Origin of the sequence: Pseudomonas sp. ATCC 43928 (assembly GCF_005938665.2) — a bacterium.
In the GTDB taxonomy this organism is placed as follows: domain Bacteria; phylum Pseudomonadota; class Gammaproteobacteria; order Pseudomonadales; family Pseudomonadaceae; genus Aquipseudomonas.
This window is the reverse complement of record NZ_CP041753.1, coordinates 944372-969198: the sequence shown is the minus strand read 5'-3', so window position 1 is coordinate 969198 and position 24827 is coordinate 944372. Positions and strand designations below refer to the sequence as shown.

The window sequence follows — 24827 nt, the reverse complement described above, 5'->3', positions numbered from 1 at the left end:
CCGGCCAAAGCCGGGTTTTGGGTCAACCGATCACTGCATCCACGGCGGAGGCGGTTCTTCGGCTTTGCTCGGTGGCGCATCGTCCGCCGCCCGAATCGCTTGGCGACGCTCTTCATCGAGACGGGCCGCCTCGATCTCGCGCATGATCCCGCCGACGTCCGCCAGTTCTTCCGGCTCGTCGAACTCGCCGGTCAACACGCTGGCCGGGTGCAAGGTACCGGCTTCGTACAATGCCCACATTTCCTTGGCGTACTTGGTGCGTTTCAACTCCGGTGCAAAACGACCGAAGTACGACGCCATGTTGCCCACGTCCCGCTCCAGCATGCTGAACGCGTGGTTGTTACCCGCCGCATCCACTGCTTGCGGGAGGTCGATGATGACCGGGCCGGTCGGCGTCAGCAGCACGTTGAACTCGGACAGGTCACCGTGCACCAGACCGGTACACAACATCAGCACGATTTGCGAAATCAGATAGGCGTGATATTCGCGTGCCTGATCCGGCTCCAGCACCACATCGTTCAGACGCGGCGCGGCATCGCCGTACTCGTCGGCCACCAGCTCCATCAGCAGCACGCCTTCGAGGAAGTCGTACGGCTTGGGCACCCGCACCCCGGCACTGGCCAGGCGGAACAGCGCCGCCACTTCGGCGTTCTGCCAGGCGTCTTCGGTTTCCTTGCGGCCAAACTTGGAGCCCTTGGCCATTGCGCGAGCCTGCCGGCTGTTGCGCACCTTGCGACCTTCCTGATACTCGGCCGCCTGACGAAAACTGCGTTTGTTCGCCTCCTTGTAGACCTTGGCACAACGCAGCTCGTTGCCGCAGCGCACCACATAAACAGCTGCTTCTTTACCACTCATGAGTGGGCGCAGCACCTCGTCGACCAGACCGTCCTCGATCAGGGGTTCAATGCGTTTTGGAGTCTTCATCAGCTTTTATTGTGGGTCCTTTATTACCAAACACGCGAAAGTCATTCGTTATACGGCAATCCTCTCATTCGGGGGAGGGGTTGCCGACCTATGAACGTTCCCATGAACATCAAGAAGCACACAATGTGCCGGATTAATCAGGCAAAACTCATCGACCGCCCCGGATCATAGCTGAGCGAGAACCACTTGTTGACGACGGAGTGCCAAGGTATTTGCGACAGAATCTAACCTCGATCCCTGGCGTTCGCAGGAATTTTCTCAAAAGACCTCAATTTCCCCGCGCTTCAGCCGAAGTCATTAGAGAAAAGGAATTGTCTGACAATCGCCTCAACAACAATCAAGAAGGCGCGCTCAAGGATCGGGGCGTATCAAACGTTTTCGGCTGCCAATAATCCGCGAGTCATCAGTACTGCGTGGGCCTACAAGAAAAACTGGAGCGCGGATGAACATCAAACAGAAGTTGACCTGGGCGTTTGCAATCATCGCCTGCTTGCCCGTGGTGCTGGTCGCCACCCTCGTCGTGCTGAACTTGCGCAGTGATGCCAAGGACAATTTTGTCGACGGCAGTGGCCGCGAGATTCGTCAGGTCAGCAATGCCATGCAACTGTTCTTTGATGGCATCAGCCAGAACGTTGACTACCTGGCCACCCAACCGCTGATCAAGAACTCCGACGACAGCCTCAAGACCTACATGAGTGCCAACGCCGAGAGCATTCCCCAAGGCGAAATGGACAAGAAGGTCTTCGCCCTCCTCCAGGACCTGGGCAACAGCCACCCGGCCTACGCCTACGCGATTCTCGGGACGGCGGCGGGCGGTTACGTGTCCTGGCCGGACGATGCGAAGCTGAGCAATTACGACCCGCGCCAGCGCCCTTGGTACAAGGCGGCCCAGGCCAAGCCGGGCAAGCCGCTTCGCACCGAGGCCTATTACTGGGCCCAGGATGACGCGACCTACGTCAGCACCGTGCGCACCATCGATAACAAACTGGGCAGCAATGGCGGCGTGGTCAGCATCGACGTGACGCTCAAGCAGCTCACCGAAATCGTCAAACAGATCAAACTCGGCGAAACCGGCTACCTGATGCTGGTGGAAAACACCGGCACCATACTGGTCGATCCCAAGCAGCCGGAACACAATTTCAAAGCACTGAGCAGCCTCGGCGACGGTTACGCGCAACTCGGCAAGGCCGGCAAAGGGCTGGTAGAGGTTGAGCTCAATGGCGAGCGCTACATGGCCAACGTCTGGCCGTCGGAGCAACTGGGCTGGACCTTTATCGGCCTGATCAAGCAGACCGACGTGATGAGCTCGGCCACTCAACTGACCTGGCTGATCGCGATCATCGCAGCAGTACTGGCGGTGTTCTTCGCCATCGTCGGCGCCAGTTTCGCCAGCCTGATCGTGCGGCCGATCCGCAGCGTGGCCAGCGGTCTGGAAGGCATCGCCCAGGGCGAAGGCGACCTGACCAAGAACCTGCACATCCGTGGCAGCGATGAAACCGCGCAACTGGCCAACTGGTTCAACCAGTTTCTGGCGGCGATCCGCAACCTGATTCAAAGCATCGGCGGCGCCGCGACCAAGATCCTCGCCACCTCCCAGAGCTCGACCCAAGTGTCCAGCGACATGGCCGAAGCCGCCGGGCGTCAGCGTGAAGCGGTGGACATGGTGTCCACGGCGTTCCACGAAATGGTCGCCACCGCCAACGAAGTCGCGCGCTCTTGCAGCCAGGCCGCCGAGTCGGCCGACAGCGGTCAGCGCCAGGCCCGTGAAGGCCAGCAGCAGATCGATGCCGCGGTGAGCAGTGTCGATCGCTTGAGCCAGGAAATCGAACAGTCGGCGCAATCGATGCAACAGCTTGAGCGCGACAGCAACGACATTCAGTCGATCCTCGGGACCATCCGTTCCATCGCCGAACAGACCAACTTGTTGGCCCTGAACGCGGCCATCGAAGCAGCCCGGGCCGGTGAACAGGGTCGTGGCTTTGCGGTGGTGGCGGATGAAGTTCGCGCCCTGGCCAAACGAACTGCCGATTCCACGGCGGAAATCGACGGCCTGCTGGGCAACCTGGCCAAGCGCACCAGTCAGGTAACACAGCAGATGCATGCGAGCCTGGAGGTGTCTCAGCAATCGGTGACCCGCATCGGTGAAGCGCGCAGCAGCTTTGGGCAGATCCGTGAGTCGGTGGATGTGATTCGTGACATGAATACTCAAATCGCCACGGCGGCTGAGGAACAGCATCAGGTGGCCGAGGACATCAATCGGCATATCAGCCAGATTCATGGCGATGCGCAGTTGGTGGCGGAATTGGCAAACTCGGCGCGGCTGGATTCTCAGAGCCTGGCAGGGTTGTCGAATGAGCTGGACGGGTTGGTTCGCCGCTTCAGGACCTGAAGTCACTGATCCAACTGGTCGAAACCGATACCTGTGGCGAGGGAGCTTGTCGGATCGCCGCACCGTCCCGCTCGGCTGCGAAGCAGTCGTAAACCGGCAAACGCGGAATATCTAATGCACCGCGTTGGCTGAATTGGGACCGCTTCGCGCTCCAGCGGGAGCAAGCTCCCTCGCCACAATTACTGCTTGAACAACTCCCCGGGGGTAAACCCGAACAACCCCTTGAACGCCGCAATAAACGCCGACGTCGAGTCATACCCGCAAGACAGCGCGGCATTGGTCACGCTGTCCCCCTCCTCCAGCAAACTCAACGACGACAGCAGCCGCATGCGCTGCCGCCAACTGCGGAAGCTCAACCCGGTCTCGCGCTGAAACAGCCGCATCAGGGTTTTCTCCGACATGCCCAAACGCTCGGCCCATTCCTGCAAGGTCACCGAGCACTCGGGACTTTCGATCAGTTCGTTGCACAAACCCAGCAGTCGCTCATGCCGGGGCAGCGGCAAGGAAAACCCCACCTCCGGCAGACTCGCCAACTGATCGAGCAGCACGCCCACCAATCGCGCCTCCTGACTGTCGCCCTGTGGATACTCCACCGGCAACTGGCAAAAGCGCTTGATCAGCTCCCGCGCCAAAGGCGTGACTTCCAGTACCCGGCAACGCCCGTCCGCCCATTGGCAGTCCTCGCGGCGCACATACAGGCTGCGCATTTCGGCACGCATCGAGGTCACGACCTGATGCTCGAGATCCGCCGGAATCCAGATGCCCCACTGCGGCGGCGCAAAGAAACTGCCCTCGGCGGTGTGCACGCCGAGAACACCGCTGATGGCGTAGGAAAACTGCACCCAATCATGACGATGAGGCGGCGTCCACGAACCGGCGTTCAGGCTTTCCGCCCGCGCATACAACGGACGCGGCAACACCGTCAGCGCCGGGATGGTCCGCTCGAGGGTAAGTTGTCCGTTAGTCGGCATTGATTGGCCTTATGTCGCAAGACGGCTGACAGGGCCGACGTTAGGCTAAGTCATCAATTCTTACAAATGGATTCGGTGCCGGTTATGCATGCCTTCAAACACCTTAAACGCGTGGTCACCGACTGGTTCTTGTGCGGCATGCTGATCGCCACGCTGCTGGCGTATTTCTTCCCGACCTTCGGCGCTACCGGCGGCGGGATGCACGCTGAGTATGTAATCAACATCGGCGTGTTCCTGGTGTTCTTCCTGCACGGGGTCAACCTCTCCAGCGAGCAGATCCGCCACGGGCTGAAAAACTGGAAGCTGCACGTGATGGTTCAAGTCTTCACCTTTGCGGTGTTTCCGTTGATCTGGCTGCTGAGCGACACACTGCTGGGCTCACACATTCCATCGTTGTTGATGCTTGGTTTCCTCTACCTCTGCGCCCTGCCCTCGACCATTTCCTCATCCGTGGCCCTCACCGGCAGCGCGGGCGGCAACGTACCGGCGGCGATTCTCAACGCGAGCCTGTCCAGTGTGCTGGGGATTTTCCTGACACCGTTGCTGGTGAGTTTCGTGGTCGGCAGCGGCGCTGGCGGCATCGACCTGGGTTCAACCCTGCTCGACCTGTGCGCGATGCTGTTGTTGCCGCTGGTACTCGGGCAATTGCTGCGGCCATGGCTGGGCAGGTTTTTCGCTCGGCACAAGCGCTACACCAACATCGCCGACAAGCTGGTGATCCTGCTGCTGGTGTACTCGGCGTTCTGCAACTCGATGGTCTCGGGGATGTGGCAGCAACAGGGCAACAGCGTGATTCTCACGGCGTTGATTGGCAGCGCGATTCTGCTGGCGATCATCCTGTGGATGACCACCCGCACCGCCCACGCGCTGAAGTTCAGCCCCGCCGACGAGATCGCCGCGGTGTTCTGCGCCAGCAAAAAATCCCTGGCGGCCGGAGCACCGATGGCGGCGTTGATCTTTGGTGCCAACCCCGGCCTTGGGTTGATCCTGCTGCCAATCATGATCTACCACCCGTTGCAACTGATCGTGTGCTCGGTGATGGCCGAGGGTTACGCCAACCGCAACCGGCAACTGGCCGCGCAGCAAAACGCCGCAGTGCTCAGCCCTCAATAATCAGCGCTCGATAATCGCCGTCACGCCCTGACCGCCGGCGGCGCAGATCGAGATCAACCCTCGGCCCTTGCCCGCCGCGTCCAGCAGCTTCGCCAGGTTGGCGACAATGCGTGCACCGGTAGCGGCAAACGGATGCCCGACGGCCAGCGAACTGCCTTTGACGTTGAGGCGACTGCGGTCGATGGAACCCAGCGGCGCGTCGAGGCCGAGACGGGTTTTGCAGTACTCCGGATCTTCCCAGGCCTTCAACGTGCACAGCACCTGCGCGGCAAACGCTTCGTGGATTTCGTAGTAATCGAAATCCTGCAAGGTCAGGCCGTTGCGCGCCAGCAATCGCGGCACCGCATACACCGGCGCCATCAGCAGCCCTTCGGCACCGTTGACGAAATCCACCGCCGCCGCCTCGCCATCGCGCCAATAGGCAAGCACCGGCAAACCGCGCTCCTTCGCCCATTCCTCGCCGCCCAACAGCACCACCGACGCACCATCGGTGAGTGGCGTGGAGTTGCCCGCGGTCAGGGTGCCCTTGGCACTTTTCTCGAAGGCCGGTTTCAGTGAGGCGAGTTTTTCCAGGGTCAGCTCCGGGCGCAGGTTGTTGTCCCGGGTCAGGCCGAGGAACGGCGTCATCAAATCGTTGTGCCAGCCTTCGGCGTAGGACGCCGCCAGTTTCTGATGGCTTTCGAGGGTCAGCCGATCCTGCTCGTCACGCGGGATGCCCCAGGTCTGGGCCATCAATTCACAGTGTTCGCCCATCGACCGGCCGGTGCGCGGCTCGCCGATACTTGGAAAGTCCGGGATCAGGTGTCGGGGACGCAATTGCAGGAAGGTTTTCAGTTTGTCAGCGGTGCTTTTGGCGCGGTTGGCTTGCAAGAGAATCTTGCGCAAGTCTTCGTTGACACCGATCGGCACGTCCGAGGCCGTGTCGACGCCGCCGGCAATGCCACATTCGATTTGCCCCAGGGCGATTTTGTTCGCCACCAGCAATGTTGCCTCCAGCCCCGTACCGCAGGCTTGCTGGATGTCGTAGGCCGGCGTTGTCGGCGACAACCGCGAGCCCAATACGCATTCACGGGTCAGGCCGTAGTCGCGCAAATACTTGAGCAAGGCCCCGGCGGCCACTTCGCCCATGCGCACACCGTGCAGGTTATAGCGCTCGATCAGGCCTTCCAGCGCTGCGGTGAACATCGCCTGGTTACTGGCAGTGGCGTACGGCCCGTTGGACCGGGCAAAAGGAATACGGTTACCACCGATAATCGCGACGCGACGCAGCTGAGTCATGAAAAAAGCTCCTTCTGATAGTCAATGGTGAACACACATCCCTGTGGGAGCGGGCTGCAATTCCTGAAAGACCTGCTAAACCCAAGCTCAAACCAACCTGCAATGTTCAAGCGTAGGCCTTATCTCGTGGATCGAACGACTAATTGCCATTCCTGGTCCACACTTTTAACCCCGGCTTCTGGAGCGTGATTCATGTCTGACCGCTATATCGACTTCGCCAATTCGTCCATCGGCCATCGTGTGGTCGGTGCCCTGGGTCTGCCGTCGCCGGTACGGCTGGAACGCTGGCAAGCAGGCCGATTGCGGCCTGTCGAGGGGGCGCTGTTGATTGGCGGTGGCCCGCTGACGGAAAAAATCAGCACCCTCGCCAACCGCTTGACCGACACGATTTACAGCTACGGCACCGATCCGACCCTGGCCACCGCGTGGATTCCCGGCCACGGCCAGAAACTCAAAGCCGTGGTGTTCGACGCCAGTGACCTGGTGCAGGTCGATCAGTTGAAACAGCTGCGCGAATTCTTCCAGCCACTGATGAAAAATCTCGATCACCATGCGCACCTGGTGATTCTCGGTCGCGCGCCAGAGACCTTGAGCGACCCATTCGCCGCCAGCACCCAACGGGCGCTGGAAGGGTTCAGCCGTTCGCTGGCCAAGGAACTGCGCAACGGCGGCACCTTGCAGCTGATCTATGTCGGCGAAGGGGCCGAAGATCAACTCGAAGGCCCGTTGCGGTTTTTCCTCTCGCCCAAAAGTGCGTTCATTTCCGGACAAGTCATACGTTTGAAGGCGTGTGCGACGCAGGTGATGGACTGGACACGCCCCTTGTCAGGGCGCAAGGCACTGGTAACCGGGGCAGCCCGGGGCATCGGCGCCTCGATCGCCGAAACCCTGGCCCGGGACGGCGCCGAGGTGATCCTGCTCGACGTGGCGCCGGCCAAAACCGACCTCGACGCCTTGGCCGCGCGCCTCGGCGGGCGCAGCATCACCCTGGACATCTGTGCCGAAGACGCCGCCACGCAACTGATCGAACACTTGCCCGACGGCGTCGACATCGTGGTGCACAACGCGGGCATCACCCGCGACAAAACCCTGGCCAACATGACCCCGGAGTTCTGGGACGCGGTGCTGGCGGTCAACCTCAACGCGCCGCAAGTGCTGACCAAGGCGCTGCTCGACAGCGGCACCTTGCGCGACCACGGTCGAGTGATCCTGCTGGCGTCCATCAGCGGCATCGCCGGCAATCGCGGGCAAACCAATTACGCCGCGAGCAAGGCCGGGCTGATTGGCCTGGCCCAGGCCTGGGCGCCACTGCTGGCAGGGCGCGGCATCAGCATCAACGCGGTGGCGCCAGGGTTTATCGAAACCCAGATGACCGCGCACCTGCCCTTCGGCGTGCGTGAAGCCGGGCGGCGCTTGAGTTCGTTGGGCCAGGGCGGCCTGCCGCAAGACGTCGCCGAAGCCGTGGCCTGGATGGCACAACCGGGCACCGGAGCGTTTACCGGGCAAGCACTGCGCGTGTGCGGGCAAAGCGTGTTGGGAGCCTGACCATGACCACCGACTGGCACACACTCAATAGCGAACCGGGCTTGCAGACGCTGTATTTAAGAGCGGCAACGCGACGCAAAATCACCGGCACCGCACTGCCTGAGCTGGGTTATCACTGTTGGGTCAACGTCGATCCGAAACGCCTGGAGGCTTATCGCAAAGTGTGTGGTTTCGCCGACAACGGCCTGCTGCCACCGACGTATCCGCACATCCTGGCGTTTGCCTTGCAGATGCAACTGCTCACCGCCAAGGCGTTTCCCTTCCCGCTGCTGGGGCTGATTCACTTGAGCAATCGCATTCGAGTCATGCGCCCCATGGGCGGCGTGAGTCGCGTGCGGGTCAGCGTGAAGGTGCAGAACCTGCAACCCCATGCCAAGGGCGCGACCTTCGAGTTAGTGACGACGCTCGACGACCAATTGGGGCTGCTGTGGGAAGCCGAAAGCCAGATGCTCTGTCGCGGGGTCAAACTGGCAGGCGAGCCTGTCGAGCAAGCGTTTGCATCGACGTTGGTGCTGACCGAAGTGGCCCACTGGAAAGCACCGGCGGACATTGGTCGCCGGTACGCCAAAGTGTCTGGAGACTACAACCCGATTCACCTGAGCGCGATCAGCGCCAGACTCTTCGGCTTTCCCAGCGCCATCGCCCATGGTCTGTGGAACAAGGCACGCACCCTGGCAGCCCTGAGTGATCATTTGCCGACGGCCAACGTCGAGATTGCGGTGCAGTTCAGAAAACCGGTGCGTTTACCCAGCGAGGTGACGCTGATGTCCAGCGCGGCGGGGTCCAGTGGGGACTTCCAGTTGATGGGGGCCGGGGAGATCGAGCATATGGCGGGGCAGTGGCGGCCGGTTGCCTGATGGATTGTGGTGAGGGGGGCTTTCCCCCTCGCCACAGTACGCTCAGGAACTCAGCAAACCCCGAGGCTGCGGAAACAAATTATTCAACGTATCCAACAAACGCACGTGATAGATCGGCTTGCGAAACAGATCCAGCACCTGCAAGCGCAACATGTCACTCACATCCTCCATATCCGCATGCCCCGACGTCACAATCACCGGCAAATGCTGACGAGCCGTGTGCTCACGCAGACGCTTGATCAACGATATGCCGCTTTCCTCCGGCATCCGCAAATCAGTAATCACCAGCGCAATATCAGGATGACGAGTCAAATGATGCAGGGCGAGCTTGACCGACGTTGCCGTAAAACACGTAAAACCCTCGCCCTCCAGCAACTCCGCCAGTTCCAGTAACGCATCCTCCTCATCATCGACCAGAAGAAGCTGTTGCCGAGGGAGGGCTGGAGCGTTCATGGGGCAACACCTGCAATGGACTAAGCCTTGACGTTAGAAGCCCTTTGCAGGATTGGCAAATGACTGCCCATTGCCAGTCTTCAAATCAAAGCGCGGCTGAAATCGTGTTGAACATTGCGGTGACCGCCGTGGAGATGGGTGCCACAAACGTTGCCAGCACCACGGCCACCATGCCTGCAATGATTGCGTACTCGATGCCCGAAGCGCCTTCGGTGTCTTTGGCAAGGTCTTTGTAAAAAGCGATGTGGGATTTGATCTTCTGAACCGTTTTAGAGAAGGACATGACGCGTCTCCTGAATGACAGCGGTTGTTGCACTGCCGCAACATGATTCCCATATGCCAGCATCAGCATTGTCGGCAAACCCATGCCCAACAACTGTAAGAACGCATTAATACTTAAGCAGTAACCGGTTGATTAACGTCACAAAACAGTACTTTGGGCATCAGCCCGTTACTTTTGTCAGATATTTACCGCTCAGTGATGGCATTTTGCTTTACCTGCGCTACCGTCAAATAGCGAAACAGTCCCACGCTCATAACTGCCTGATTGCGAAGTCATCTCGTTAGAGCTCTTGGGGGCGTTACGCGCAGGAAAGGGGGAAAGCCTTCATGAACAGCCGCGTCACCCTGGGCCTGGCCGGGCTGTTTCTGGCAGGCGCCATCATTGCCGGTTACTGGGGGCTGGCGCTGAGTCGTCAACCGGCTCCCGAGCCTGTCGCACAAACCGGCACATCAACGCCCTCGATACTGGCCTCGGTGGACGACCCGACCCGCCAACCGGTGGTGGTGCTGCTGCGTGATATCGCACCGTTCGAGCAGATCACCGCCGCCGACGTGACCCTGGAAAAACTGCGTACCGTCCCGGTGGGCTGCCTGACCCGTCTCGATCAAGCCATTGGCCGTACACCCTGGCGCGCGCTCACCGCCGGCAGTTGGCTCAATGATCAGAGTTTCGAAGCCGGCGGTACGCTGGCGCGGATGATCCGCGCCGATGAACGCGCCCTCGCCGTGGCGGCGGATGATGTAATCAATGTCGGCGGCCAATTGAGCCCCGGCGATTATGTCGATGTGCTGCTGTTTCTGCGCATGGACACCAACAACCTCCAGCAGTCGGCCCAGGTCGTGGTCCCGGCGTTGCGCGTACTCGGGGTCGGCGAGCAGTTGGGGCTGACGAATGATGGCAAGCCTGCCAACCCGGCACTCAGCCATGAAGAGAAACTCAAGCAGGAACAACTGCGCACCAGCGCCCGCACCGTGTTGCTCGCCGTCCCTGAATCCCTCTTGAGCCGCCTGATGCTCGCGGCGCAGGTCGGGGTTTTGCGTCTGGCTGTGCGCAGCGCCGAGGAACAACGCCTGAGCCAATACTGGGCCGGCCGTGGTGACTCATCGGCGAGCCTGGCCAACGCCAACCGCGAGCTGGTGCAGTTCAGTCAACTGGCCCTGGCCGGCACTCCACAATCCCCCGCCCCCAGAGGCGCAGCACCTCGCAAGCCGAGCGTGGAAGTCATTCGCGGCAATGCCGTCACCCAACAAACGCCCTGAATCGAGCGAGGACTCTCCATGCGCAGATGTTTCACGCCGCACTTCCTCGAAAACGGCCACGTCGATAAACACGGCGGATTATCGCAATGAGCCAAAGCCAGAACCTGAGCCAGACCTTCCTCGCGATCACACGCAACAACACCGACTTGGAGTGGCTGCAAGGGGCGCTCGCCCCTTTGGGTCGAGTGATCAGCGCCGGGGGCGGCAACCTCGACGAGCTCCTGACACTGGTGGACGTGACCTTCGCCAGCCTGGTGTTCGTGGGCCTGGACCATGAGCATGTGGTGGCCCAGAGCGCGTTGATCGAGGGAGCCCTGGAAGCCAAACCGATGCTGGCGATCGTGGCCCTGGGCGATGGCATGGACAACCAACTGGTGCTCAATGCCATGCGCGCCGGAGCACGGGATTTTGTCTCTTACGGCTCGCGGTCCAGCGAAGTCGCCGGCCTGGTGCGACGCCTGAGTAAACGCCTGCCGACCGTGGCGCCGAACACCCAACAGATTCCACAAGGTGGCCTGACCGTACTTTACGGCGCGCAGGGCAATGGCGACGGCGCGTTGCTCGCCAACCACCTGGCGCACGTGGTGCAAAAAAGCGGCCAGCAAACGTTGTTGCTGGATCTGGGGCTGCCCCGTGGCGACAGCCTGGCCTTGCTGGGGTTGGAGAGTTCGTTTCATTTCGGCGATGCATTGCGTCACCTCAGGCGCCTCGACGCAACGCTGATCGACAGCGCCTTCACCACCTGCGACGCCGGGCTGCGAATCCTCGCCTACGCCAGCAACGATGAACCGCTCGAACAGACCAGCGCCGCCGAGCTGTACATGCTGCTCAGTGCCTTGCGCCAACATTTCCAGCACATCGTGGTGAACCTCACCGGCCAGTCGGACAGTGAAGCATTGCGCACCTTCGTCAGCCATTGCGACAAGTTGCTGTGGTACACCGATCAAAACGTGCTCGACTGCCGACGCAACCTTGAGGTGCTCAGCCGCTGGCGCGAAAAAGGCCTGAAGCTCGACCACGCCAGGTTGCTGGTGGACCGCTACCTGCGCAGCGTCCCGCCGGACTCCGACACCTTGGGCAAAACTTTCGGCATGGAGGTGATCGCGGTGTTTGCCTACAGCCCGGAAGTGCGACTCAACGCCAAGAATCAAGGGCTGAGCCTGTTCGAGCTGGCCCCGCGCGAGGGCCTGACCCAAAGCCTGCGCGCCCTCGGCGAGCAGCTGGCCAAACGCTCCGAAAGCCCGGATAAGCCCAAGGCCGGCTGGTTCAACCGGTTGAGGGGCGTGCAATGAGCGGGGAAAAACTCTTCGGCGCGCCTTCGCACGGGCCGACCGGCAATACCGACCACGAAGGCCTGAAACTGGTGCTGCACCGCTACATCATCGACGCCATCGAAGAGTCCGGAAAAAACCTGCTGGAAGGGTCGCGGCCCATGCTGTCGCAGTTCGTCACCGACAAAGTCGCCGAATACATCGCCCGTCTGCACCTGGCGATTTCCCGCTACGAGATGGAACGGCTGGCGGAAGAAATCGTCGACGAACTCACCGGTTTCGGTCCGCTGGAAGTGCTGCTGCGCGACTCGGCGGTGACCGAGATATTGGTCAACGGCCCGCACCGGGTGTTCGTCGAACGTGAGGGAGTGTTGCACCTCAGTGACCTGCGGTTCATCGACGACCACCACGTCGAACGAGTCATGCAACGGATTCTCGCGCCCCTGGGCCGACGGCTCGATGAGTCTTCGCCGATGGTCGATGCACGCCTGCCCGATGGCAGTCGGGTCAACGCGATCATTCCACCGATCGCCCTCGACGGCCCATGCCTGTCGATTCGGAAGTTCCGCAAGGACATGCTCAAAAGCACCGACCTGATGGCGATGCAAACCATCGACCAGGCGATCTTCGAGTTCATTCAGGAGGCTGTGGGCAAGCGTTGCAACATCCTGGTCAGCGGCGGTACCGGCACCGGCAAGACCACACTGCTGAACATTCTCAGCCAATTGATCGCCCCTCACGAACGGCTGGTCACCATCGAAGACGTCGCCGAACTGCAACTCGGCCATCCTCACGTGGTACGCCTGGAAACCCGACCGCCGAATGCCGAAGGCCACGGCGAAGTGAAGGCCAGCGACCTGATTCGCAACGCGCTGCGGATGCGCCCGGACCGGATCATCCTCGGCGAGATTCGCGGCGTCGAAGTGGTCGACGTGCTCACCGCCATGAACACCGGGCACGACGGCTCCATGAGCACCGTGCACGCCAACAATGCCCAGGATGCGCTGTTGCGCCTGGAGACGCTGGTGGGCCTGACCGGGCGGCTCATCGCCGAACGCACCCTGCGGCAAATGATTTGCGCGGCGCTGGACGTAGTGATCCAACTCACGCGCCTGCCCGATGGCCGCCGCTGCGTCAGCGAAGTGGTGGAGGTCGTCGGTATTCGTGACGACGTCTACGTGACCAACACCCTGTTCCGCTTCGACCGACACACCGGCCGCGGTTTTCTGCGCGAGGCGGCCAACCCCGCCGGCGACAAACTGCGTCGCGAGTCGGCACTCTCTCCCTTGGCGTATTGAGGGTCACGGCATGCTCAAACCGGCGCTGCTCATCCTGCTTTGCCTGACGCTGTTGGGGGTGTCGATCCGTTTGTTCTACAACAGTCTGCGCCAGGCCGGCATCGACCGAACCCTCGGCCGCCTGACCCAAGGGCAACCGCAACTGACCGTGGCGAAATCATCCTGGTCTGGCCTGGAACGGACCTTTCTACGCGCCGGCCTCGGGCGCCCCACCGAGCGCATCGGGTCGTGGCTGCTGCTCTGGGCCTTGGGCGCCCTGCTGGGGTTTGCCCTCGCGGGCTGGATCGGTTTGTTGATGTTGCTACTGGTGCCGCCCCTGGCTCTGCGGCTGTACATCAGCTGGCGTTATCAGCGCCGACTCAAACGCATGATCGAACAACTGCCGACGCTGCTCGACCACACCGTGCGCAGCCTGAAGTCCGGACGCACCCTGGCCGATGCAGTGCTGGGCGCCATCAACGCCGCCGAAGCGCCACTGAAAGACGCCATGGCTCGGGTTCAACGCAACGTGCACTTGGGCGTCAGCCTGCCGGACGCCATCTCGGACCTCGCCGAGCTGTATGAGAAAGACGAGTTTCGCCTGTTCGCCCTGGGCCTGAAGGTCAATCACCGCTACGGCGGCAATGCCAGTGAGCTGTTTGAAAACCTGATCAAAATGATCCGCGAACGAGACCAGGCTGCGCGCCAACTGCGCGCCATGACCGGCGAAACCCGCGTCACGGCCGTGGTGCTGGGGCTGATGCCTGTGGGGCTTGCCGGTTACTTTTTGGTGTCCAATCCGAAATACCTGTTGGCCATGTGGAACAGCGGCTCGGGGCAAATGATGCTGGCGACCGCGTTCGGCTTGCAGGTCGTGGGCTGCCTGGCGCTGTGGCGCATGTTGCGAAGCGTATGAAAATCGCCCTGCTGCTGAGCGCACTGCTGTTTCTGGCGGCCACGCTGTTGCTGCTCAGTGGCCTGCTGGACCAGCACCGGCGTGCGCGCCAGGTAGCCCAACGGCTGGACGGCAAACCGCTGAGCGACCATCGCGTCAGTCACTGGCTACAACTGCTGGGCGACAGCCGCATCGGTCAGCGTTCGATCCAACTGGACAACGAAACCCAGACCCTGCTCAACCGCCTCGGCTGGCGCAGCGCCCGACAACGCTCGCTGTTCGCCGCCTGCCAGATCGGCACTCCGGTGCTGGCGTTGGCCCTGTGCCTGTTGATCCAGGGCCTGTTCTTCCCGCAGGTGAACAACCACTGGATCACTCCAACCCTCGCCACAGCCCTCGGTTACCTGCTGCCCAAACGCTTGCTGGCCGCCGCCGCGCAGCAGCGGCAAAAACAACTGGCGATCGAGGTATCAACCTTCATTCCACTGCTGCGCATCCTGTTCGAATCCGGCATGGCGGTGGAACAGTCACTGCGAGTGTTGAGCGTCGAAGGCAAACAACTGCTACCGACCCTGACCCACGAATTGCGCCTGATACTGGCGCGGGTCGATTCCGGTCTGGAACTGGGCGAAGAACTGAACAAGGCCACCCAATTGCTCGCGGTGGACGAATTCACCGACACCTGCGTGATCCTTCAACAACTGATTCACCAAGGCGGCGGCGCGATGAAATCACTGCTGGCGCTCAAGCTGCTGCTCGATGACCGACGCCTGACACGCTTGCAGGAATACATCTCCAAGATGTCCGCAAAAATGTCCGTGGTGATGATGTTGTTCCTCTTCCCGGCATTGCTGATCGTGCTGGCCGGACCAAGCTTCACCGCGCTGGCGCGGGCTTTTGGTTCTTGAAAGACCGCTGATCCTGCAGGAGCGAGCCTGTGGTGAGGGGCCCGCTCCTGCAAGGGGTCAGCTGTGTGGCGCGGCTTTTGGTACGTCGACGTTATCCAGCACCCGATTCACCGCCAGCTCGGCCAGCATGATCACCTGCTGAATCGCCAGGAGCGTATGCCGCTGCGGGGCGTCGACATAGGCTGCAATGTCGCTGGTCATGACGCTGGCCGAGGCCAGGGATTCGCAGACATGGGCCAGCAGGCTTTCGTTGTCCATGTCCGGGGCGACCTGAAACATCCTGCTTGGCTTGCGGCCTTCGGGTTGTTTGGGTGGTGGTTTTAGGTAGTGGTCGAGCGCGCGTTCGGCGGCTTCGTTGAGTTTTTTCGAATCGAGGGATTCGTAGGGCGAAACGTCGTCAGTTTCAGGGGGATTTGGTGTGGCTTTGAACATGATTACACCTCCGGGATGAAATGGAGCCACTTCCAAATTGCCGCGACGCAATTTGGGGTGGCAGCTGTACGCGGGTTCGCGGACCGACCCCTGAGGCTTGCTCGGCATACCCGAAGGTATCCCGCGCACAGTCGCCATGACACGAAACGACAGACACCAAAAAGTGTTGTTGTTCGGTGGAGCGATTATGCCTCAAGAATCGAGCCGCGACGCCCGGTCGCTGAATTGTCAGCGACGGACAAAGGCTAGAGACGCCGCTTCCGACGGGCAACCTGAAAAACATGTGGGAAGGTTCTGACGTTTTTACCGACCAATAAACATCGTTGCCTGTAAGGCCGTCTTCGCGGGCAAGTCGGATCGCCGCACCGCTCGCTCCTACAAGTGGGTCGGTGTATGTCTGGGAGAGATTGGTCGGCTGTCAGGCCGCCAGGATCAAAAGATCGCAGCCTTCGGCAGCTCACAGGGGAGCGGCATACACCCGCCAAACTACAGGCCGAGCGTTAGCTCGCCTGCCGCTTTTGATCTTGATTCACCCGCCCCTTCGGGAGGCTGAGTGGAGGTGTTCATCTGGGGATTGGCGCGCAGCGCCGTTCGACGCAGTCGAACACATCGCATGTAGGTTGAAGCGAAGCCAACCGTAGGGCGATGCCCCCAGATGGATACCGGAGCGAAGGAACGCCGAGCCTTAGCGAGGGGCCGTACGTTCGGGGCGAGACCTTTTGGTTCCTTTTGGGGCGTTTGCCAAAAGGGACTCGCTGTAAGAGCGAAACCATAGGTGGTCGTTACCGCAGAAATGGATATGTACCCGATCAACAAGAACCTGGTCGGCTACCAGGCCGCCAAGATCAAGAGACAGAAACTCAGTGCGCAGAAACCCGCCGCCCCCCGGCATTCCCGGGCGACAACGCCAACGCCACCTGCGTACGATTATGCATATGCGTCAACCGCAACACCTGCGACACATAAAGCTTCACCGTGTTCTCGGTAATCCCCAACTCACAGGCAATCTGATAATTGGTCTGCCCCTTGCCCACCAACTGCGCCACCTCCAACTGACGCGGCGACAACTGATTGAACACCGCCGGCATCCCCACCACCCGCTCCGGTTCACCGACCACACCGTCAACTGAACCTGACACAGGTTCCGGAGACGCCCCCCGACGAACCTTGTCCAGATCCTGATAAAGCTCATCGATCGATTCACAAAGATACTGCAGCTTCTGACTCAAATGCCCCAACTGCAGATTTCTCTGCCGCTCCTGCAAGGCCACCTCCTGACGCTGCAAACCTTCGAGCAACTCAGCCAGATCAATCGGCTTCTGATAGTAATCGGCGAACCCGATACGCAAAGCCTTGATCACATCCTGCTTGTTCGCATGCCCGGTGAGCATGATCGCCTCGAACGCCCGATGCTTGCCGGACAACCGCTGCAGCGCCTGGACAAGCTGGATGCCATCCATGTCAGGCATCTGCAAATCACACAGCACCAAGCCGATATTCACGTCTTCGCTGAAACGCTCGATCGCCTGATGGCCGGAGACACAAGGCACACAGCGATAACCATTGAGCTCGATGAACTCGCAAAGTTCTTCGACAATCAACGGCTCATCATCAACCACAAGAACTTTTACTGCCGAGGTAAGCTTGTTCACGGGCCACTCCATGCCAAGTCTGGCTTGGCTGCTCCTGCACCGACACCACAGCTGTACAACAACAGTTTTGAAAGTAGACGCACTTTCCAACTATGTACATAGAACAGGGGACGCCTGCGATTAATGCATCCAGGCCAGTGTGAGCAGCACACCCACCAGCACGAACGGCGCAAAGGGCTGCTTTTTTGACGCGCCAGGCTCCAGGTAACGAAGACGCGCTCTAAGCCTCTGCCCCATATGCAGCCAGAGTCTTGGCGCCAGCAGCAACCAGAGCACACCGGCCACCCCGGCGCCGATGAAACCGCCGAGCAGGTGCGTACCGTCCGTCGCAAGACCCAGCGTCGCCATCAGCTTCACGTCGCCTGCCCCCATGCGTCGCACTGCATAACCGGGCAAGGTGAAGGCCAGTGCCAACAACAAAGCCCAGCCGCCCTGCACCGCCTCGGCCCCCAGCCACGTAGTCCCTGTCCACAACAGATAGATAAGCGCCAGCACACCTGCACCAACGGTCAGGCCATTGGCGATGTGGCGTTCTCGGGCATCCTGTGCTGCGCAAAGCGTCAGCCAGATGAGTAGGACAAGGCTCTGCATCCGGTAAAAAACGTCCGTTTTGGCTGAATGATTCTATGCTGACACTACGCAGTAATTGTCAGGGTAGACGCACTCATGAAAACAGGCCTCCCCCGCAAGCAAAAAGGTGCCGTGGCGATTGAGTTTGCCTTGGTGTTCGTGATTTTTTTCGCCGTGTTTTATGGGTTGGTCAGTTACAGCCTGCCGCTGTTGCTGATGCAATCGTTCAATAAATCCACGGCCGAAGCGGTGCGTCGCAGTGTGGCGCTGGACCCGAGCACCGCCAATTACGACACCGCCGTGCGAACCGTTGCCACCACCGAACTGACCCGGCAGCTGGCCTGGATTCCCGCCGCGCTGAACTTCAACGTGGCCACCGACGCCAGCGCCACCTACACCGGCGGCGTGCTGACGGTCAGCATCAACTACCCCACCAGTAAACTGAATCAAGTGCTGCCGTTTCTGGTACTGCCGGGAATAGGTTCGGTGCCCAATCTGCCGCCGACCCTCACGGCCCAATCGAGCCTGCAGTTTTGAGCTCCGGGGACAAACTCTTCGGGCGTCTGCTCAATCGTCACCCGCCACAGACCCCGAACACGCCAGACCCTGCGAGCGTGCAGCGTGTCGGCTTGCAGCTGCATCTGAATGATGAAGGTCGAGTGATTCAGCTGAGCGGTCCATTGCGGCATCTGCTGGCGCAACAGATACCCGACGCGCAGTCACCGCACCTGCTCGATTACCTCATGCCCCATAGCGCCCTGTCGGTCGAAGGCAGGCCGGCCGAGTGGCAGGGACAAAACCTGGACCTGGACTTTTTTAGTCTCGCCGGGCAACCGCTGCACTTGCGCGGCTGGGTGCAGCCGTTGGGCGAAGGATGGTTATTGCAGTTGATCGACATCGGCGATCTGTTGCTCGAACGTCGACAAGCGCGCAGTCGTGAACAGTGCCAGTTGCTCGCGGCGCAGGTCAGCGAGCAGTTGCGCCTGTGCAGCCTGACGCGCCTGCCCGAGGTACTGGCCGAACAACTGCAAGGCCTGGCCCAGCGTTTTCAGATCCCGTGCATGGCCATGGCCTTGCTCGATGAACAGGCCGAGGGTTGGTTGATTCACCAGCAGTACACGGCCTTCGATGCACCAAGGTTGTGGGAAACCCATCAACGCCTGGGCACCGGCCTCGACAGTTTGAATGGCTCAGTCCCCCAACAGCTGACACCCAGCGAGCACCCACGCCTGCAAAGCATCTTCGGTAATGCCGAAGGGTTCGCGGTGCCCTATCGCAATGCCCAGGGCGTGGTCGCGTGGTTGCTCTGTGGTTTCTACCCGGTGCAAGAACGTGCCCCCGACTTGAGCGAGCGCGACTGGTTGCAACTCACCGCCGCCCTGGCCGGCCCGCTGCTTGAGCGCTTGCGCGAGCATCAGCACCACCTGCAACTGGAGCGGCTGGAATCTCTACAAGCCTTGCTCGGTACCGGTTGGTGGGAGGTCTTCAGCGACCATGCCGAAGTGCAATTGGCGCCGTCGCTCGCCAGTACGCTGAACCTTGCGAGCACTCGTTTTCCGCTGCACGACTGGCTCGAACAGATTCATCCCGCCGACCGTGAAGAGCTGACGATTCGCCTGCAATCCTTGCAAGACGAAGGCGCGCCGTTGCTATTGTGCGTACGTCTGCATCGCCCCGACACGACACAAACGCCGATATGGTACCGACTGCAAGGCCAGGCGTTGGGCATCGGTAAAAACCGCCGGCTGGTGGGTTTCATGCTCGACATCAGCGACATCAAAAACCAACAGCAGAACGCCGCTGCCGCCCATGCCCGGCTGGACAACCTGATCGCCAGTTCACCGGCGGTGATCTACGTGCAGCGCTATGTCGAAGGTGCGCTGCAACCGACGTTTTTCAGCGACAGCCTATTGCCGCTGCTCGGTTGGTCGCTCGCCGATTGCGCCGCAGGCTCGCTGGTGGAGCGGGTCCATCCCGAAGACCGCGACGGCTATTTCGAGCGTACCCGGCAACTGCTGCGCGAGGGTTCGGTGAGCGCCCGTTATCGACTGCGCGACAGTCACGGCGATTACCACTGGCTGCTCGACGAAGCCAAACTGCTGCGCGATGACCTCGGGTTGCCGGTGGAAGCCGTGGGCCTGTGGCTGGATGTCACCGAGGCGACCCTGGCCACCGAGAAAGTCAAACAGAGTGAAGAGCGCTACCGGATCCTGGTGGAAGATTCCCCGGCGATGATCTGCCGCTACCGCCCCGACCTGACGCTGACCTTCGGCAACCGGCCTCTGGCGACCTATCTGGAATGCCAGCCCGAGCAGCTGCCGGGGGTGAATCTGGGCAGCTGGATGTCGCCGGAGCAGCGCGAAGCGTTCCTCCAGCGCCTCAGTAGACTGAGCCCGGAGTTCCCGGTCAGCACTGCGGAGATCAACCTGCAACTGCCGGGACGGGAACATGCCTGGTGGGTCTGGTCGGATCGCGGCGTGTTCGACGACCAGGGTCGTTTGCTGGAAATTCAGGCCGTGGGCCGCGACAACACTGAGGTCAGGCGCGCCCAGCAGCAGCTTACCCAGAGCGCGAAAATGGCCACCCTCGGCGAAATGGCCACCGGGCTTGCCCATGAAATCAATCAGCCGCTGAACGTGATGCGCATGGCCATCGTCAATGTGCTCAAGCGTCTGAGCAATGGCGATGCGCAAATCGATTACCTGACTGACAAGCTCAATCGCATCGACGCACAAGTCCAGCGCGCCGCGAAGGTGGTGGATCACATGCGGGTGTTCGGCCGGCGTTCGGAGGTCGAGCAGCAGCCGTTCAATCCGGTTCAAGCCATCGAGGGCACGCTGGCGCTGCTGTCCGAAGGCTTGCGCGGCAAAGGCATTGAGCTGCGGGTCAGCGAGAGCGGTTTTGATGTGCAGGTGCGCGGTTACGTCGATCAGCTGGAACAGGTGCTGATCAACCTGATGGTCAATGCACGGGATGCGTTGCTGAGCAAACGCGAGGCCGACCCGGCGTTCAAACCGTGGATTTCGCTGTACGCCGAACGTGATGAGCATTCAGTGCGGCTGTGGGTCGAGGACAACGGCGGCGGCATCGACCCACGGTTGCTGGAGCGGATTTTCGAGCCATTCTTCACCACCAAACCGGTGGGCGTCGGCACCGGGCTCGGGTTGTCGGTGAGTTACGGCATCGTCGAGAACATGGGCGGACGGTTGAGCGTAAGAAACTCGGCCGAAGGCGCGCGTTTCTGCATTGAGTTGCCGATTGTCACGGGCGATCAGATCACCAGCGACGCGCGCCCTGAGTGACAACTGAGGTTGGCGCCGACGTCGACCTTGTTCAAGTCGACCCCAAGGCTTATCAGCAATGTGTTGATCAGACTGTCGAGCAACGGGTTGAGCACGCCGTTGATTGCGCTGACCAGCAAACTGGTCACGCTGCTCAGGATCGCCCCCAGACCGCCGACGAGACTGCCTGACGGGCCATACATATCGACGTGAAGGTTGACCGGGGTGTTGAGCAAGTTGCTGACAATGCTGCTGGTGGAAAATGAGTAGTAAAACGGCGGCTGGTTGATGTCCGGCAGGCTGTTGGCCGGTGGTGCGGAGTAGACATGGGGCATGTTGGTGTTCGCCGCCACACTGGTGTCGGCAACGACATCGATGCCACCACCGACGCCTGGCACACGCGGATCGCAGGTTATGGGCACGAACAAAAACCTGCGGCAGGTTTTGATCCCGATATCGATCAGCTTCAACGGCTGCACCGTGACCGTCGGTGGTACGGTGTTGCTGCCGAACATACTGGCGGCATCGATCCGGCCGATTTTCAGGTTCACCAGCGATGTTCTGGTGTTGGTGGTCAGGGTTTTGTTGGTGTTGCTGATGCAGCTATAAGCCGTGACGTAACTATCGGCACTGGCGACGTCCACCGCCACGTCGAGCCGTATCGGCCCCGGTAGCACGATGACGTCGGGCGTCTGACAGGGCACGCCGATGGCACAGGTCAGTGAATTGAGCACCGCCACCAGGTCGAGATTGAGCAAGGCGTTGAGGGTGTTGGTCAGCGGTCCTGCCAGATCCGCCGCGGCATTGACCAGCGCCGCGATGGCGTCCAGCGCCGGCAAGTCGATCGACAACAACGTGCGAAGCTGTGCGGTTCTCACGTAGATCCGATTGGGCCCCAGCGGATCCAGCGCGGCGTTTTTCGGATTGCCGATCGCGGAGAGTTGCGGCGGCTCCAACACCTGCACCCGAGCGGTGATTTGCGCCAGCCCTGCCAGATTGATCGGCACTGTCGCCACCACACCGTTTTTCTTGTTGGCCAGTTGCACGACGCCTTCGATCAGGTTGAACACACTCACAGTCGTCGCGAACGTTGAGACGTCGCTGCCGTTCTCGACGTGCAGCAGATTGCCCAACACCACGGTCGTGGAGCCCGCGGCCACCTTGAGGGCTTGCAGACCGACAATGGTCGCCGTCGCGCCGAGGGTGCCGCCGGGGTCCAGCACATTGACGGCGGTCTGGATCAACTGGCTGACGGCCACCGAAGCGCCCAATACCTGGTTATACCCGGCGGCGTTGAGGCCGAGGTCGACCTTCAGTCGATCAAGGTAACCCAGCAGGCTGATGTTGGTGTTCACCAACCCATCCCACCCTGCCACGGACAGGTTCAGACTGCCGCCGAGAAAACCGCCGAACAGCGCATTGAGGGTGGCCGACTTGCTGCTATCGATGCTCAGCGCCGTGGTGCGCAGGGCCAGCGATGCCAGTGGTGGCGGCAGCCCCGCAACGGCGGTCGCCGTCAGGTTGAGGGTGGCCCCGGCCGGTGCACCGCCGAACAGGGCGCCAACGCCACCGGCGAAACTCTGCGGCACCGAATGACTGACGATCACCCGAATGGCTTCGCTGCTGCTTGGGTTAGCCACAAAAACCCGAAGACTGTTGGCGTCCAGGCTCAAGGTGCCACAGGCTACCGCCAGGCTGCGCGTGGGGTCAGGAAGGGTGAAGCCGTTGCGGTTTACGCTGGCGGTGGCATAGGCGGTAGCGCTGGCACCCACGGCGCAATCACCGTTGCGCGTGGCAGCCTCCAGTGCGGCCATGTCGGCTATCCGCTGCAAGCTGCGTTTCTCCAGGTACAAGCGGCCACTGTCGACCACGATCAGCAGGAACGCCAGGGCCATGCCGAGGGTCAGCACTGCCATCAAACCGATCGCTCCCCGTTGCCGGGCCGGGCTACGAAACTGCAAGCAGGGAGACATGGCGCACTCCTTTGCCGGCGCACCGCCGAGGGCTACCTCCATTGATGAACAGCAGTGTAGACAAGGGTTTGCCGGATTGCTGGCAACTAGCCACCCCACGAACTTATTGTGGGCTTGTGTGACGACGAAGATCCTGTAGGAGCGAGGCTTGCCCGCGAAGAACGATAACGCGTAATGACTGAAAAACCGCGGTGTCTTCTTCGCGGGCAAGCCTCGCTCCTACAGGGGCTGTAGTGTTAGAGGGTTAAGCCATTTAGCGCGGTGGATAGTTAGCCAATATGCGCCCGACCGTCTGGCGTATCGTACTGCTGCGGTCCTCTGGCTTCGGTGTGCGGCTGAGGGTTTGCTCGTCGCTGCCACGCCACACCAGTTTGCCGTCCTTGCCATCGAGCAGGTCGATCTGGATGGTCGCCACCTTGTAGCTGACGTTGCGGGTTTCGTTGTACATCGGCCCGCCCCAATAACCGTTCCATGGGCCACCATAACCGCCACCATAGGAGGTGGTCACTTGTTGCTGGCGATCTTCAACGATCAGGTAGGTCTGCACCTTAAGGTCTGCCTTGGCGCCGGCGGCGGCCGGACGCAAGCCACGCTGATCCAGTTGATCGGCAACGGCCTGGCGGATGCGTTGCTCGGTCAGGTCACTCTTGATCCTTGGGTCGTCGGGACGGTATTGCACGGCGGGCTCTTTCCAGCTCCAACTGCGATAGGCGGCAAAGTCGCGGCTGGCATCGAAGTCATGATTGACCTCGTTGGCGGCGCAGGCAGTGAGCAGCGCGGCGATGGCCAGTAAAACGAGACGGCGGAACATGATTTTTCTCCGATTGAAGACATGCACCTGCGGGAGGCTTCCTGAACAGGAAGCTAACTAGGAGGATACGCCGACATGGCCTTTTCGACAGCTTCGCGCAGGGCATCGGCACGTTCGCTCTGGTTGCCCTGACTGCTGGTTTCGGCACTGACACTCCACACCGGTTGTCCGGTGCTCGCATCGAATAGATCGACCCGTACCACCACAACCTGTACCTGATAAGTACGGACGACCGGCACGCTGTTGTACATGCCGTAACCCGTGCCGTAGCGGTTGTAACCACCGCCGTAATACCCGCCGCCATAGCCGCCACCGTAACCAGAGCCGTCCTGCACCTGACGCAAGCGGGTTTCCAGATGCAGGTCGGCGCTGACCAACAGGTCCGCCGGGCGGTTGTCGTGCAGTGGGCGCAAGCCGCGCTGGTCAAGGGCATTGCTGACGACTTCGGCCACCTGCTCCGAATCGGCCCAGGCCGTGCCCGCAGGCAGGCGCCCGTTGAGCCAGGCCCAGCTGCGGTAGCGACCGTAATCCCGTGGCGCCGCCGGGTAGGCGCTGCGGTCGAAAGTGCCGGCGGCCTGGGGCGGTGCCGGTGGCAAGGGATTGGACGTCGCGATGTAAGGGTTGCTGCCCTGACAGGCCGCCAACCCGAGACAGATCACCAGTAAACCTGAACGACTATTCATTG

22 protein-coding genes and 1 pseudogene are annotated in these 24827 nt (G+C 61.0%); 12 read left to right on the top strand and 11 right to left on the bottom strand.

The annotated features are described in order from the left end of the window. Window positions 1–30 precede the first annotated feature (30 nt). Complete coding sequence (locus tag FFH90_RS04345) at window positions 31–924, bottom strand: PA4780 family RIO1-like protein kinase (protein ID WP_018928388.1); 894 nt, start codon at window positions 922–924, stop codon at window positions 31–33. A 442-nt stretch (window positions 925–1366) separates the two neighbouring features. Here FFH90_RS04345 and FFH90_RS30590 point away from each other — a divergent pair. Both FFH90_RS30590 and FFH90_RS30585 read left to right on the top strand, forming a co-directional pair. Further along, window positions 1367–2455: pseudogene (locus FFH90_RS30590) on the top strand (cache domain-containing protein); the annotation flags it as partial. Between the two features lie 90 nt (window positions 2456–2545). Next, window positions 2546–3313, top strand: coding sequence for a methyl-accepting chemotaxis protein (locus FFH90_RS30585; RefSeq protein WP_370694472.1), 768 nt, complete (start codon window positions 2546–2548; stop codon window positions 3311–3313). Window positions 3314–3492: 179 nt separating this feature from the next. Here FFH90_RS30585 and FFH90_RS04335 read toward each other — a convergent pair whose 3' ends face one another. After that, window positions 3493–4284, bottom strand: coding sequence for a helix-turn-helix transcriptional regulator (locus FFH90_RS04335; protein ID WP_064616082.1), 792 nt, complete (start codon window positions 4282–4284; stop codon window positions 3493–3495). Window positions 4285–4368: 84 nt separating this feature from the next. On the opposite strand from FFH90_RS04335, the gene FFH90_RS04330 reads away from it, so the two are divergent. Beyond that, complete coding sequence (locus tag FFH90_RS04330) at window positions 4369–5397, top strand: bile acid:sodium symporter family protein (protein ID WP_018928391.1); 1029 nt, start codon at window positions 4369–4371, stop codon at window positions 5395–5397. On the opposite strand, the gene FFH90_RS04325 is transcribed toward FFH90_RS04330, so the two are convergent. Then, window positions 5398–6675, bottom strand: coding sequence for an acetyl-CoA C-acetyltransferase (locus FFH90_RS04325; RefSeq protein WP_138866729.1), 1278 nt, complete (start codon window positions 6673–6675; stop codon window positions 5398–5400). It abuts the gene before it with no gap. 192 nt (window positions 6676–6867) lie between these two features. On the opposite strand from FFH90_RS04325, the gene FFH90_RS04320 reads away from it, so the two are divergent. Then, on the top strand, window positions 6868–8220 hold the full coding sequence (locus FFH90_RS04320; protein ID WP_138866728.1) for a 3-oxoacyl-ACP reductase: 1353 nt from the start codon (window positions 6868–6870) through the stop codon (window positions 8218–8220). A 2-nt stretch (window positions 8221–8222) separates the two neighbouring features. Next, window positions 8223–9077, top strand: coding sequence for a MaoC/PaaZ C-terminal domain-containing protein (locus tag FFH90_RS04315; RefSeq protein ID WP_138866727.1), 855 nt, complete (start codon window positions 8223–8225; stop codon window positions 9075–9077). A 42-nt stretch (window positions 9078–9119) separates the two neighbouring features. On the opposite strand, the gene FFH90_RS04310 is transcribed toward FFH90_RS04315, so the two are convergent. Both FFH90_RS04310 and FFH90_RS04305 read right to left on the bottom strand, forming a co-directional pair. Beyond that, window positions 9120–9530, bottom strand: a complete 411-nt coding sequence (locus FFH90_RS04310) for a response regulator (protein ID WP_018928395.1) — start codon at window positions 9528–9530, stop codon at window positions 9120–9122. 85 nt (window positions 9531–9615) lie between these two features. Next, window positions 9616–9813, bottom strand: coding sequence for a Flp family type IVb pilin (locus FFH90_RS04305; RefSeq protein ID WP_138866726.1), 198 nt, complete (start codon window positions 9811–9813; stop codon window positions 9616–9618). 326 nt (window positions 9814–10139) lie between these two features. Between FFH90_RS04305 and cpaB the strand changes: the two genes are divergently transcribed. The 5 genes from cpaB (at window position 10140) to FFH90_RS04280 (ending at window position 15423) form a co-directional block, all read left to right on the top strand. Continuing rightward, window positions 10140–11072 (top strand): Flp pilus assembly protein CpaB, encoded by a 933-nt coding sequence (gene cpaB / locus FFH90_RS04300; protein ID WP_138866725.1) that lies wholly within the window; start codon window positions 10140–10142, stop codon window positions 11070–11072. A gap of 86 nt (window positions 11073–11158) precedes the next feature. Further along, a complete protein-coding gene (locus FFH90_RS04295; RefSeq protein WP_086944031.1) occupies window positions 11159–12364 on the top strand; it encodes a pilus assembly protein in 1206 nt (401 codons plus the stop codon). Next, entirely contained in the window at window positions 12361–13641 is a 1281-nt protein-coding gene (locus FFH90_RS04290; protein WP_018928399.1) for a CpaF family protein, read from the top strand. Before FFH90_RS04295 ends, FFH90_RS04290 begins: the two co-directional genes overlap by 4 nt. 10 nt (window positions 13642–13651) lie before the next feature. Further along, a complete protein-coding gene (locus FFH90_RS04285) occupies window positions 13652–14536 on the top strand; it encodes a type II secretion system F family protein (RefSeq protein ID WP_018928400.1) in 885 nt (294 codons plus the stop codon). Continuing rightward, window positions 14533–15423 carry a type II secretion system F family protein gene (locus tag FFH90_RS04280; protein ID WP_064616076.1) on the top strand — a complete coding sequence of 297 codons (891 nt, stop codon included), beginning with the start codon at window positions 14533–14535 and terminating at the stop codon, window positions 15421–15423. Before FFH90_RS04285 ends, FFH90_RS04280 begins: the two co-directional genes overlap by 4 nt. Window positions 15424–15480: 57 nt before the next feature. On the opposite strand, the gene FFH90_RS04275 is transcribed toward FFH90_RS04280, so the two are convergent. The 3 genes from FFH90_RS04275 to FFH90_RS04265 form a co-directional block, all read right to left on the bottom strand. Then, complete coding sequence (locus tag FFH90_RS04275) at window positions 15481–15855, bottom strand: DUF6124 family protein (protein ID WP_086944033.1); 375 nt, start codon at window positions 15853–15855, stop codon at window positions 15481–15483. Window positions 15856–16715: 860 nt separating this feature from the next. After that, the gene (locus tag FFH90_RS04270; RefSeq protein ID WP_138866830.1) at window positions 16716–17519 is read right to left on the bottom strand and encodes a response regulator transcription factor; all 804 of its coding nucleotides are present in this window, start codon (window positions 17517–17519) and stop codon (window positions 16716–16718) included. A 108-nt stretch (window positions 17520–17627) separates the two neighbouring features. Next, complete coding sequence (locus FFH90_RS04265) at window positions 17628–18098, bottom strand: prepilin peptidase (RefSeq protein WP_111455260.1); 471 nt, start codon at window positions 18096–18098, stop codon at window positions 17628–17630. Between the two features lie 75 nt (window positions 18099–18173). On the opposite strand from FFH90_RS04265, the gene FFH90_RS04260 reads away from it, so the two are divergent. Further along, the gene (locus FFH90_RS04260; RefSeq protein WP_138866724.1) at window positions 18174–18614 is read left to right on the top strand and encodes a TadE/TadG family type IV pilus assembly protein; all 441 of its coding nucleotides are present in this window, start codon (window positions 18174–18176) and stop codon (window positions 18612–18614) included. Continuing rightward, a complete protein-coding gene (locus tag FFH90_RS04255) occupies window positions 18611–21379 on the top strand; it encodes an ATP-binding protein (protein ID WP_138866723.1) in 2769 nt (922 codons plus the stop codon). The genes FFH90_RS04260 and FFH90_RS04255 overlap by 4 nt, the downstream gene beginning before the upstream one ends. Here the strand turns inward: FFH90_RS04255 and FFH90_RS04250 are convergent. From FFH90_RS04250 to FFH90_RS04235, 3 genes are all read right to left on the bottom strand, one after another. After that, window positions 21349–23331 (bottom strand): pilus assembly protein TadG-related protein, encoded by a 1983-nt coding sequence (locus FFH90_RS04250; protein WP_138866722.1) that lies wholly within the window; start codon window positions 23329–23331, stop codon window positions 21349–21351. The two genes, FFH90_RS04255 and FFH90_RS04250, sit on opposite strands and share 31 nt — an antisense overlap. Before the next feature lie 253 nt (window positions 23332–23584). Next, window positions 23585–24142 carry a DUF4136 domain-containing protein gene (locus FFH90_RS04240; protein WP_018928408.1) on the bottom strand — a complete coding sequence of 186 codons (558 nt, stop codon included), beginning with the start codon at window positions 24140–24142 and terminating at the stop codon, window positions 23585–23587. A gap of 53 nt (window positions 24143–24195) precedes the next feature. Continuing rightward, the gene (locus tag FFH90_RS04235) at window positions 24196–24825 is read right to left on the bottom strand and encodes a DUF4136 domain-containing protein (protein ID WP_138866721.1); all 630 of its coding nucleotides are present in this window, start codon (window positions 24823–24825) and stop codon (window positions 24196–24198) included. Window positions 24826–24827: the final 2 nt, after the last annotated feature.